General features: G+C 65.2%; 10 protein-coding genes. 6 read left to right on the top strand and 4 right to left on the bottom strand.

Going from position 1 to position 12,079, the window contains the following annotated elements; genetic code table 11:
- Positions 1 to 5: 5 nt before the first annotated feature.
- Positions 6 to 1,034 (top strand): methionine synthase, encoded by a 1,029-nt coding sequence (locus OX460_RS20225; RefSeq protein ID WP_289899708.1) that lies wholly within the window; start codon positions 6 to 8, stop codon positions 1,032 to 1,034.
- Between the two features lie 112 nt (positions 1,035 to 1,146).
- On the opposite strand, the gene OX460_RS20230 is transcribed toward OX460_RS20225, so the two are convergent.
- Positions 1,147 to 2,826, bottom strand: coding sequence for a methyl-accepting chemotaxis protein (locus OX460_RS20230; RefSeq protein WP_289899709.1), 1,680 nt, complete (start codon positions 2,824 to 2,826; stop codon positions 1,147 to 1,149).
- A 268-nt stretch (positions 2,827 to 3,094) separates the two neighbouring features.
- Between OX460_RS20230 and OX460_RS20235 the strand changes: the two genes are divergently transcribed.
- Positions 3,095 to 5,524, top strand: coding sequence for a DUF3772 domain-containing protein (locus tag OX460_RS20235; RefSeq protein ID WP_289899710.1), 2,430 nt, complete (start codon positions 3,095 to 3,097; stop codon positions 5,522 to 5,524).
- Here the strand turns inward: OX460_RS20235 and OX460_RS20240 are convergent.
- Entirely contained in the window at positions 5,521 to 6,009 is a 489-nt protein-coding gene (locus OX460_RS20240) for a DUF2938 domain-containing protein (RefSeq protein WP_289899711.1), read from the bottom strand. The genes OX460_RS20235 and OX460_RS20240 overlap by 4 nt on opposite strands.
- Before the next feature lie 59 nt (positions 6,010 to 6,068).
- Between OX460_RS20240 and OX460_RS20245 the strand changes: the two genes are divergently transcribed.
- From OX460_RS20245 to OX460_RS20260, 4 genes are all read left to right on the top strand, one after another.
- Positions 6,069 to 6,713 carry a metalloregulator ArsR/SmtB family transcription factor gene (locus OX460_RS20245; protein WP_099665973.1) on the top strand — a complete coding sequence of 215 codons (645 nt, stop codon included), beginning with the start codon at positions 6,069 to 6,071 and terminating at the stop codon, positions 6,711 to 6,713.
- Entirely contained in the window at positions 6,713 to 7,225 is a 513-nt protein-coding gene (locus OX460_RS20250) for a ClbS/DfsB family four-helix bundle protein (RefSeq protein ID WP_289899712.1), read from the top strand. The genes OX460_RS20245 and OX460_RS20250 overlap by 1 nt, the downstream gene beginning before the upstream one ends.
- Before the next feature lie 95 nt (positions 7,226 to 7,320).
- Positions 7,321 to 9,036 (top strand): NAD+ synthase, encoded by a 1,716-nt coding sequence (locus OX460_RS20255; RefSeq protein ID WP_289899713.1) that lies wholly within the window; start codon positions 7,321 to 7,323, stop codon positions 9,034 to 9,036.
- Entirely contained in the window at positions 9,033 to 10,088 is a 1,056-nt protein-coding gene (locus OX460_RS20260) for a bifunctional nicotinamide-nucleotide adenylyltransferase/Nudix hydroxylase (protein ID WP_289899714.1), read from the top strand. Before OX460_RS20255 ends, OX460_RS20260 begins: the two co-directional genes overlap by 4 nt.
- A 23-nt stretch (positions 10,089 to 10,111) precedes the next feature.
- On the opposite strand, the gene OX460_RS20265 is transcribed toward OX460_RS20260, so the two are convergent.
- Both OX460_RS20265 and OX460_RS20270 read right to left on the bottom strand, forming a co-directional pair.
- Positions 10,112 to 10,921 (bottom strand): hypothetical protein, encoded by an 810-nt coding sequence (locus OX460_RS20265; RefSeq protein WP_289899715.1) that lies wholly within the window; start codon positions 10,919 to 10,921, stop codon positions 10,112 to 10,114.
- Positions 10,922 to 11,060: 139 nt separating this feature from the next.
- Positions 11,061 to 11,963: a LysR family transcriptional regulator gene (locus tag OX460_RS20270; RefSeq protein WP_289899716.1), complete on the bottom strand. Its 903-nt coding sequence runs from the start codon at positions 11,961 to 11,963 to the stop codon at positions 11,061 to 11,063.
- Positions 11,964 to 12,079: the final 116 nt, after the last annotated feature.

Here is a 12,079-nt window from a genome sequence, read left to right on the forward strand (position 1 = left end):
TCATCATGAAAAAATTATTGCCTACTTCAACTGCCGGCAGCTTGCCCAAACCTTCCTGGCTGGCGCAGCCTGAAAAGCTGTGGTCGCCCTGGAAATTACAGGACGAGGAATTAATCGAGGGCAAACAGGATGCCTTGCGTTTGTCGCTGCAGGAGCAACAGTATGCCGGCATCGATATCGTCAGTGATGGCGAGCAAACGCGCCAGCATTTCGTCACCACGTTTATCGAGCATCTGAGCGGCGTCGATTTTGACAAACGCGAGACCGTCAGAATCCGCGACCGCTACGATGCGAGCGTGCCGACCGTCGTTGGCGCCGTAAGCCGTCCGAAACCGGTGTTTGTCGACGACGCCAGGTTTTTACGCCAGCAAACCACGCAGCCGATCAAATGGGCGCTGCCAGGCCCGATGACGATGATCGATACGCTGTATGACAGCCACTACAAGAGCCGCGAAAAACTGGCCTGGGAATTCGCCAAGATCCTCAATCAGGAAGCCAGGGAACTGGAGGCGGCCGGCGTCGACATCATCCAGTTTGACGAACCGGCATTCAATGTTTTCTTTGATGAAGTCAATGACTGGGGGATTGCCACCCTGGAGCGGGCGATCGAAGGGCTCAAATGCGAAACGGCCGTGCATATTTGCTATGGTTACGGCATCAAGGCCAATACGGACTGGAAAAATACGCTGGGCTCCGAATGGCGTCAATATGAGGAATCGTTCCCCAAGCTGCAGCAATCGAATATCGACATCATCTCGCTGGAATGCCACAACTCGCGTGTGCCCATCGACCTGATTGAACTCATCCGCGGCAAAAAAGTGATGGTCGGGGCCATCGACGTGGCCAACAATGCCATTGAAACGCCGGAAGAAGTGGCCGACACCCTGCGCAAGGCGCTGCGGTTTGTCGATGCCGACAAACTCTACCCGAGCACCAACTGCGGCATGGCGCCCTTGTCGCGTCGCGTAGCCAGAGGCAAGTTGCATGCGCTCAGTGCCGGCGCGGACATCATCCGCAGAGAACTCTCGGCCTAGCCGCGCCGTGTCAAACTGGATTGTTGATTGACATGGATCAGGTCGCGTAACAGGAAGCAGCCCATGCTGCATGACGCCACAGGCGCCGAGAGGCACCTGTGGCGTTGCTGTCTTAGAACTCTTCCCAGCCGGATGACGCCGTTGCTGCCGGTGCAGCTTTGCTGGCGGCCGGCATGCGCAGGGCGACGGCTTGCTGGCGCGGTACGGTTGTCGCGGCGATTGCCGGCTTGCTTGCCGGCGCGCCGGCTTCCAGCTTGAAGGCGCTCACCACCTGCGCCAGGGTAGCCGCCTGCTCCTGCATGGCGGCCGCCGCGGCCGCCGATTCTTCCACCAGGGCTGCGTTTTGCTGGGTGACATTGTCCATTTCGCTGATGGCCTGGTTGATTTGCTCGATGCCGGCCGTCTGCTCCGCGCTGGCGGACGTGATCTCTTCCATGATGTCGGTGACGCGGCGCACGCTGTCGACCAGGTCGCTCATGGTGTCGCCCGCTTGGTGCACGAGCTCGCTGCCGGCCGCCACGGTTTGGGTCGAGTCGTCGATCAGGGTCTTGATTTCCTTGGCCGCGGCGGCCGAGCGGTGCGCCAGGCTGCGCACTTCCGTGGCCACGACGGCAAAGCCGCGGCCCTGTTCGCCCGCGCGCGCCGCTTCCACGGCCGCGTTCAAGGCCAGAATGTTGGTCTGGAAGGCGATGCCGTCGATGACGCCGATGATGTCGGCGATCTTGTTCGACGAGGCGTCGATTTGCCGCATGGTCGCCACCACTTGCGCGATGACGGCGCCGCCGCGCTGCGCCACGCCGGAAGCCGTGTCGGCCAGCACGTGCGCCTGGCGCGCATTGTCGGCATTTTGCTTGACGGTCGAGGTCAGCTCTTCCATCGACGACGCGGTCTCTTCCAGCGAGCTGGCTTGCTGCTCCGTGCGCGCAGACAGGTCCAGGCTGCCCGCCGCCACTTCGGACGAGGCCGAGGCGATCGTTTCCGTGCCGGCGCGCACCGTGCCCACCGTTTGCGCCAGGTTGTCGTTCATGCGCTTGAGCGCCTGCAACAGTTGCCCCATTTCATCGCTCGATTGCACGGTGATCTGGCTGCGCAAATCGCCAGCGGCCACCGTGTTGGCCACCTGCAGCGCCGTGGTGACGGGGCCGGTGATCGAGCGCGTGATGCCATACGCCAACGCCGCCGCGATGGCCAGCGCCGCCAGCGACATGCCGATCAGCAAGGTACGCGTGTTGGCATAGGTGGCATTCGCGTTGTCGCCCGCCGTGTTGGCCAGGGTATTTTGCAAGCTGATCTGTTCAGCAATCAATTGTTTGTAGACGAGCAATACGGGGCGCAGCTGGCCGTACAGGTAGGCGCTGCTGTCGTCCGGCGTGCCGCTACGGATCAGTTCAAGCAAGGCTTCCTGCCCCTGCGCATAGCGCGTGTTGGCGTCGTTCATCTTGGCCAGCAAGGCGCGTTCGCGGTCGGAATCGAGCATGCGGGCGAGCTTGCCGAGATTGCCGGCCGCCGCCTGGCGCGCGGCCAGGATGGCGTCCGTTTGCTTGCGCTGGTCGGCCGGATCGGCGCTGAGCATCATGTTGCGCAGCGCGATGGCGATGTCGTTGATGTTGGCCGACACGCTGTTGGCGAGCTCGATCTTCGGCATGCTGTCATGCACGATATGGCCGGTGCCCTGGTTGATCTTGCCCAGCATGGCGATGCCCAGGCAAGAGATGATGATCAGCATGGCGCCGATGGCGCCAAAGCCTGTGGCGAGGCGTGTGCCGATGGTCAGGTTGGATAAAAACTTCATGGCTGTCTCAATACGGAGGGAATGGTGAAAAGGTCGGCGGCGTGCAGATGGGTGCCGCGCCGCCAAGCGGACGACGATCCTAGACCTTTTTGAATGATATTTCCATAGGGCAATATGCCTAGTCGCGCCTGGAGGCACACGCCAGTTCCGCTGATCCTGTGGCTTGCCGGTGTTTTCAGCTATATTGGCAGGCACCCGCCGGGCGGCACGCCATGACCGGCGCCGCCGCCAGTCCGGCAGTTTTTCTCATTTTCAGGCATAGGTCCGCATGACTTCTTTCCGTCTCCGTTTCTTCCCTTTCCTGCTGGCATTGTTGCTGGCGTGCTCGCTATCCGCGCCGCCCGCCTGGTCGCAGCCCGTCGATGACGCCGCCACGGCCGACCAGCGCCTCGACGGCTTGCGCAAGCAGATTACCGGCATCCAGAAGGCGCTCGATGGCGAGGCCGATCTCGATGACGCGACCCTGTCGCAGATGCGCGCCGATGCGCTGGCGGCCAGCACCGAAGCGGACAAGGTGGCCGATGCGCTCGCGCCGACATTGTCGAGCGTGCAGGCGCGGCTGGCCGAGCTGGGCAAGCCGGCGGCGGGGGTAAAAGATGCGCCCGACGTGGCGGCGCAGCGCAGCCAGCTGGACCGCACCAGCAGCGCGCTCGATGCGCAGGTGAAACTGGCGCGCTTGCTGGCCGTGGAAGCGGCGCAGGCGTCGGAGCAGGTGTCGACGGTGCGCCGCGCGCAGTTGCAGGCGCGCCTGGGCGAGCGCACGGCGTCGATTTTGGCTGGTTCTTTCTGGAAACAGCTGCATGCGGAATTGCCGCAGAACTTGCAGCGCCTGCGGGCGCTGGAGCTGGAGTTGGCGAACGCGGCCAGCGCCACGCCATGGTCGGCCTGGGGCGGCTTGCTGGCCGCCATCGTGGCCGTGATCGGCGCCAGCGTCTGGGCTTCGCGTTACCTGCTGGTGGTGACGGCCACGCGCGTGCCGCATGGCCGCCTGCGCCGTTCCTTGCATGCGCTGGCCGTGCTGGTGCTGGCGCTGGCCACGCCGGGACTGGTGGCGGAATTGCTGGCCATGGGCTTGCGCTGGGAGGGCGGCCTGTCGGACAAAACCTCGACTTTCCTCAGCAGCTTGATCGGCATCATCTGTTTTGCCGGTTTTACGGCGGGACTGGGTCACGCGCTGCTGTCGCCACGGCGCGTGTCGTGGCGTTTGCTGCCCCTGCCCGACGCGCTGGCGCACCGCATGCGCAACTTCCCATCGATGTTTTCCTTCATCGTCGTGCTCGTGTGGGCGACGGAACGGGTCACCATCGTCATCAATGCGGGCCTGTCGACGGCCGTGGCCGTCAACTGCATCGTCGCCCTGGTGATGAGCACGACCATCGCCTACGGCTTGATGCGCGCCGAGCGCTGCTGGCGCCAGTTGCGCGAGGCCGATCCCGCCACCCTGGTCACGCCGCTGTGGCTGCGCTGCGTCACGGTGCTGCTGTGGCTGGCGCTGGCGTCCAGCGTCATCAGCTTGCTGGTCGGCTATGTGGCGTTCGGCAGCTTTGTCGCCAAGCAAATCGCCTGGGTCATCGTGGTGCTGTGCAGCACCTATCTGCTGACGGTGCTGGTCGACGATATCTGCATGCTGCTGGCTTCCACCCCGCCGCCGCCGGATGTGGCCAACCCCGTGCTGGCCACGCCCAAGGCGCGCGACCAGGCGGCCGTGTTGCTGTCGGGCATAGGCCGCGCCATCGTCGTGCTGCTGGCCCTGATGCTGCTGCTGGCGCCGTTCGGCGAAGGGCCGGGCGAGCTGTTCCAGCGGGTCGGCAAGCTGCAGGATGGCCTGGCCATCGGCGAGGTGGCGATCCGCCCTGCCGCGCTGATCCAGGCCCTGCTGGTGCTGCTCGCCGGTTTTGTTGCGCTGGGCCTGTTCAAGCGCTGGCTGCAAAACAGTTACTTGCCGACTACCAACCTTGATTCCGGCATGCAAGTGTCGTTCATCACGCTGTTTGGCTACATCGGCGGCGTGCTGGCCGTGGCGCTGGCCCTGTCGGCCGCCGGCATCGGCCTGGAACGCATCGCGTGGGTAGCGTCGGCCTTGTCGGTGGGTATCGGCTTCGGCTTGCAGGCGGTGGTGCAGAACTTCGTCTCCGGCCTGATTTTATTGGCCGAACGTCCGGTGAAAGTGGGCGACTGGGTGTCACTCGGCGGTGTGGAGGGCGACATTCGCCGCATCAACGTGCGCGCCACGGAAATTCAACTGAGCGACCGCTCGACGGTGATCGTGCCGAACTCGGAATTCATCACCAAGACGGTGCGCAACGTCACCCTGGCCAATCCGCTGGGCCTGGTGCAAGTCAAGCTGCCGTTGCCGCTGGGCACGGATGCGCAAGCGGCGCGCGCGCTGATCCTGTCCACCTTTGTCGACAATCCCGATGTGCTCGACACGCCGGCGCCCAGCGTACAGCTCGATGGCATCGACAATGGCTTGTTGCTGTTCAACGCCACCGGCTATGCCTCGTCGCCGCGTCTGACCTCGGGCATCCGCAGCGCGCTGCTGTTCGAACTGCTCAAGCGCCTGGACGCGGCGCATATCGCGATCGCCAAGCCCAGCACGATGGTGCTGAGCACGGTGCCGGCCCAGCCCGAGGCGCCGGCCATGTCGGCGGTGGCAGCCGCGCCGGCGCCCGCACCCGTGCCGCCGCTGACGTCCTAGCGGACCGTCGACCACAGCAGCGCCGCCAGGTACAGGCCGATGCCGAACGCCGTGTGGGCCATCAGGCTGCGCAGGCGGGCGGCCGTCGGATGCGGCGTCTTGCTGGCAGCCAGGCCGGCGCCCATGCCCGGCTGCAAGATGCAAAACGGCGCGGCCACGCTGACGAGGCCCGCCAGCAGGGCTGGCGCGAACGTCGGCGCTTGCACCCACTTCTCCCCTACCAGCGCCAGCAGCACGGCTGCAAACAGCACGCCGATCGCATAGTGAGCCGTCCAGCCCAGGATGGCTTCATCGCGCACGGGCGCCGCCTGGGCGATATTGGCGTGGGTAAAAGTGCCGCGCGGCAGATGGCCCAGCCAGCGTCCCACCATCGCAAAGTTCAGCGAGGGAATGCACCAGAAGCGTTTTAACGCCACCGCCCACACATCCATGACCGCCGTCGCGCCCACGCCGATCGCCAGCGCATCGAGCCAGAGTATTTGCATTGCTGTTCCTAACATTCAATTGATTGCTTGAATGTTATAAGGGTGCTAGCATCGTGTCAATGAAAAATGCCGATATCGAACTTCTCACCGGTTCCGCCGGGTTTGCCCATATTTTAGGCAGCGCGCCGCGCCTGCGCCTGCTCGAGCAGATCGTGCACGGCGAGTATGCGGTGGAGCAATTGGTGGAGTTGACGGGCCTGTCCGTGGCGAATACCTCCCAGCATTTGCAGCAGTTGCGGCGCGCCGGTTTCGTGCTGGCGCGGCGCGACGGCAAGCGCGTGCTGTACCGGCTGGGCAGCGGCCCCATCGTGCAACTGCTGGCCGCGCTGGACGTGTATGCGCAGCACCAGCGCAGCGAATTGCAGGCGCTGGGCCGGGGCGACCACGTGGAAGCGATCACGGGCGACGAGTTGCTGGAACGCATGCGTGAAGCCAGCATCACCGTGCTCGACGTGCGGCCGGCGCAGGAATTTGCGGCCGGCCATTTGCCCGGTGCGGTCAATATTCCCTTTGATGACTTGCAGCGCCGCCTGGGCGAATTGCCGGAGAATGCAGAAATCGCCGCGTATTGCCGCGGCCCGTATTGCGTGCTGTCCGTGCAGGCCGTGGCGGCCCTGCGCCAGCACGGCTTGCATGCGCGCCGTCTCGGCAGCGGCTACGACGATTGGCAGGCGGCCGGCTTGCCGGTGGTGAAGGCGGCCTGATGGCGATCCCCGACAGCAAGCAGGCACTGATAGCCGCCATCGACAGCACGTATGCGAAGTTGATGCAGGAACTGGCGCGCGTGCCGCCCACGCTGGCGCGGGAACCCGTGCTGGAAGGGCAAGTGGCGGGCACGCGCATGAGCGTGTGCGACTTGCTCGCCTACCTGGTCGGCTGGAACGAGCTGGTCTTGCACTGGCACGCGCAGCTGCGCGACGGCAAACGCATCGAGGACATCGCCTTTCCCGCCGAAGGTTTCACGTGGAACGCTCTGGGAAAACTGGCGCAGCGCTTCTATGCCGACTATGCTGACTTGAATATGGACGACTTGCTGCAGCGCCTGGCACGGGCGAAAGACCAGCTGCTGGCGCTGATTGACAGCCACGACGACGCGCAATTGTATGGCCAGCCCTGGTACACGCATTACACGATGGGACGCATGATCCAGTTCAATACGGCGTCGCCGTATGCGAATGCGCGCACGCGCTTGCGGGCCTGGCTCAAGACTTTGTAGCACCCTGATCGGCAGGCTTGCACGATTGCATCAGTACGCTCAGAAAATTTTTCAGGCAGGATAGTGGTTTCAAGCGTAACCAATGAAGGATCGCCATGCTGACCATCGCCCTCGCCCAGATGAATCCTACCGTGGGCGACTTCGACGCCAATTGTGCCGCCATCATCGCGCGCATGGGCCGCGCCAGCAGCGATGGCGCCGACTTGCTCGTGTGCCCCGAGTTGTCGCTGTGCGCGTATTACCCGGGCGACCTGTTCGAGGACGCCGCCTTCCTGCGCGGCATGCAGCAGGCGCTGGATCAGCTGCTGGAAGCGTCCACGCGCTGGCCTGCACTCGTCACCGTCATCGGCACGGCGCGGCCGAATCCCGGCGTCGGCAAGCCCCTGTACAACGCCCTGCTGGCGATGCGCGACGGGCGCATCGTGGCCGAATACTACAAGCAGCTGCTGCCGACCTACGGCATCTTCGACGAGGGCCGCCATTTCGAGCCGGGGCCGCCCGGCGCCTGCACCCTCGATATCGCCGGCTGTAAAGTCGGTTTCATGATTTGCGAGGATGGCTGGAACGACGATGGCCGCGCCTACGCCGTCAACCCGTTCGACGCCCTGCACGCGGCGCTGCCCGACCTGGTCGTCAGCATCAACGCCAGCCCGTCCGACATCGGCAAGCGCGCGCAGCGCCATGCCGTGTTTGGCGCCGCCTGCGCACGCGTGAACTTGCCTTTGCTCTTCGTCAACCAGGTGGGTGGCCAGGATCAACTCGTGTTCGACGGCGCCTCGTTCGCCATCTCGCCCACCCTCGGCGTGCAATTCGAGGCGGCCCGCTTCGTCGAGGATGATCCATTGCTGCGCTTTGCCGACGGCCGTTTTACGCGACCTGATGGCGCGGCGTTTCCCGTGCCCGACCCGGACGGCATCCCCGCCGTGGAATTTGCGCGCCGTCAAATCGTGCTCGGTTTGCGCGACTATGCGCGCCGCTGCCGCTTTGCGAAAGTCGTCGTCGGCTGCTCGGGCGGCATCGATTCGGCGCTGACCCTGGCCCTGGCCGTGGAAGCCCTGGGCGCGGACAACGTGGTGGGCATCACCATGCCGTCCGTGTTTTCCAGCGCCGGCTCCGTCACCGATTCCGTCGCCCTGTGCGCCAACCTGGGCATCGTCCTGCACACGCATGCCATCCGCGACATCGTGGCGCAATACGAAGCGGGCTATGCCCAAGCCTTCGACGGCAAGCTGCAGGGGCTGCCGCTGGAAAACCTGCAGGCGCGGGTGCGCGGCACCATCCTGATGGAATACTCGAACGCCTTCGGCGCCCTGCTGCTCACCACCGGCAACAAGAGCGAAATCTCGGTGGGCTACTGCACCCTGTATGGCGACACGAACGGGGGACTGGGATTGATCGGCGACCTGTATAAAACGGAGGTGTTCGCCCTGTCGCGCCACCTCAACGCCAGTGCCGGGCGCGAGCTGATCCCCGTCGCCGTGCTCGACAAACCCCCGTCGGCGGAACTGGCGCCGGGCCAGCGCGACACCGACAGTTTGCCGCCCTATCCCGTGCTCGATGAAATCTTGAAATGGCATATCGAGGGACGTCGCCTGCCGGCGCAAGAAAGCGCGCAAGCCTTGACCCTGGTCGACCAGCTGCGCGAGACGGACGAGGGGCGCGCACTGGTGACGCGCATCCTCGGCATGGTTGCCCGCAATGAATACAAACGGCGCCAGGCGGCGCCCATCATCCGCGTGCGTTCGCGCGCCTTTGGCAGCGGGCGTCAATTGCCGATCGCCGCCCACTACCCCACCGGAGACGACGCATGAGCTCATCCTATCCTGCCGACGCGGCCATCCTGATCGGCCGCTTCCAGCCTTTTCACAATGGCCATGCGGGCTTGCTGCAAAAGGCGCTGGCCACCGCCGCCAGCGTCGTGGTGGTGCTCGGTTCCGCCTTCCATGCGCGCAGTCCGAAGAACCCGTTTACGTGGCAGGAGCGGGCCGCCATGATCGCCGCCACCCTGCCCGAGGCGCAGCGCGCGCGCGTGCATTACGTGGCCGTGCGCGATTACTACGACGATGGCCTGTGGGCCGATGCCGTGCGGCGCGCCGTGGCGGGCGCCGTGCCCGCGGTGCAGCGCGTCACCCTGGTGGCCTGTTTCAAGGACGCCACCAGTTACTACCTGCACCACTTCCCGCACTGGCAGTTGCTCAACCTGGAGATCGATCCCGGTGCGCCCATCGGCGCGACGGCGATCCGCAACGTGCTGTTCGAGGCGGAGGACGTGGACGTGTCGCTGAGCGCCGTGGCGCAGCTGCTGCCGGCAGCCATCGGCCAGTATCTGAAGGCGTGGACCTTGCTGCCGTGGTACGCGCCGCTGGTGCAGGAATACCGCGCCATCGAAGCGTACAAGGCGCGCTGGCGCACGGCGCCGTATGCGCCCATCTTTTGCACCGTCGATGCGCTGGTGCAGACGGGCGGCCACGTCTTGCTGGTGCGCCGCGGCGGCTATCCGGGCAAGGGCTCGTGGGCGCTGCCGGGCGGCTTCCTGGAGCCGCGCGAACGCCTGCTGCAGGGCGCCCTGCGCGAACTGGCGGAAGAAACCCAGCTGGGCGTGCTGGCGCCCACCCTGGTCGAGGCGCTGGTCGGCGTGGCCGTGTTCGACCATCCGGACCGCAGCCAGCGGGGGCGCACCATCACGCATGCGCATTACTTCGACTTGAAGACGCGCCAGCTGCCGGCCGTGACGGCGGCCGACGATGCGGCGCTGGCGCAGTGGGTGCCGGTGAGCGCCCTGCCGGCCATGGAAGAGCAGTTCTTCGAAGACCACTTCCACATCCTGAACCACTTCCTCAAGCTCACGCACGAGGGGCGCTGACAGAGCCATCCCCTCGCCGCGCGTCAGGACGTGATGCGCTCCCAGCCATGTTTGATGGCCGCCTTGAAGTTGTCCCACGCCGATTGCGGATACGTGTGCTCCCACGTGGAACGCAGCTCCGCTTCCACTTCATCCCACGGGCGGCCCCGGTAGCTGTCGCTGTTCGCCATCGAATGGCCATAGCGGTAGGCGGGATCGTAGTCCTCGAAGCGCGCGCCGGTGGCGACATAGGTGGCGCTCCAGTGGTTGCGGTAGTACTGTTCGTCGTCGTAGCTGGTGCCCGGCAGGTTGTCGGCGCTGGGGTAGCGGCGCGCGTTGGCGCCCGCGCCGGATGACGGCGGCGCCATGCCGCCCGCAAATTGCTGCGATGCTGCCGTCTCGTTCAGGTTGCCGGCCGACGCGCCCTGCTGCATGCTGGCGCCCTGGCGCCGCGCGCTGTCGTCTTGCGGCGCGCCCTGCCAGCCGCCGGTGCGCCAGTGCTCGGCGTGCGCATCGATGTCGAGCGGCGCGTAGCGCTCGACGAGGTCGGTGGCGCGCTGGATATCGGCGTCGCTCGCCCCTTCCAGGGTCAGCACGACATGCCCGCGCCGCACGGCTTCCGCATAGATGTGGCGGTCGGCGTGGCTGCCGAACAGGTCCGTGAAGAAATGTTTGACGCTGTCGAGCAGGCTGTCGCTGTCGTCGCGGCGGATGTTTTCCGTGGCGGAAAAGTCGTCACTGCCCGCATCGTGCAGGCGGATGTTGGCGCCGGGAAAGCCCGCCGTGATCAGGTCGTGCCGGGCGCGCTCGGCCATGTCGCGCACGGCGAAAACTGCTGCCAATGTATGTGCCATGATGGTCTCCAATCGGTGAACAACGTCCTTCCAGTGTAGGCCGTGAAAAGCGAAATGGGCGCTCGTTTGCCCTTTGGAAATCGTTGTATTCAACAAGTATTGACGACGTGACATGGGCGCCGTGGCGCCACGTGAAACCTCAGGCGGGCGTGCCCACGAACGCGCGCAAGAAGTCGATAAACGCGCGCACTTTTTCCGCAATATGCTGGGTGTTCGGATACACGGCATACACGCCCTGTTCCGGGAAGACGACGTCGGGCAGCAGGCGGCGCAAACGTCCCGCGCGCACGTCCCCTTCCACCTGCCATTGCGGCAGCAGGGCCACGCCGCAGCCGCCCAGGGCAAAGCCCAGCAGGGCCGAGGCGGAGTCGGAATGGATGGCGGCGTCGTCCTGCGCGACGAAGACGGCGGGGCCGTCGGGCGTGTGCACGTCCCAGCGCAGGGGCGTAGCGAGGCGGCTGTGCGCCAGCCAGCGCGCGCGCTGCAGGTCGGGCAAGGTGGCGATGTCCCGGCCGGGCAGGCTGGCCAGGTAGGCAGGCGAGGCGACGGGCCAGATCGCATACGGCTCGATCAGCGCGGCGCGGTAGCTCGAATCGTTGAGGGAACCCATGCGGATGGCCAGGTCGTAGCCGCCCGAGATCAGGTCTTCATGCGAGGACGACGAGGAATGCTGGATCTGCAATTGCGGGTGGGCGGCGGCAAAGGCGATCAGCGCGGGGATCACCGTGCGGCTGCCGTATTCGACGGTGGTGGTCAGGCGCAGGGTGCCGCGCAAGCCCTGGTGCCCCTGGCGCGCCGTCTCGATGGCGCCCTGGGCTTCGCTCAGCACGCGCTGGCAATCCTCATAAAAGCGCCGCCCCACGTCGGTCAGCGCCAGGCTGCGCGTGCTGCGCGTCAGCAGCGACACGCCCAGCTCCGCTTCCAGCTGTTTCAAGTTAAAACTGACGACGGCTTTGCTCTGGCCCAGCACGGCGGCGGCCGCCGTCAGCGAGCCGGCGTCGACGATGGCGATAAAAATACCCAAACGGTCAAGACTGATCATAAATAAATATGAGGATACATGCGGGTTGCGGGAGTTTGTCAAAATTTCTTTGACAGTGTAATCGGGGCTGGCCCGTTACGCAAATGGCGCTAGGCGCTTAAGCTGGCCGTTTGCCA

Origin of the sequence: Janthinobacterium sp. SUN033 (genome assembly GCF_030397595.1) — a bacterium.
GTDB lineage: Bacteria > Pseudomonadota > Gammaproteobacteria > Burkholderiales > Burkholderiaceae_D > Janthinobacterium > Janthinobacterium kumbetense.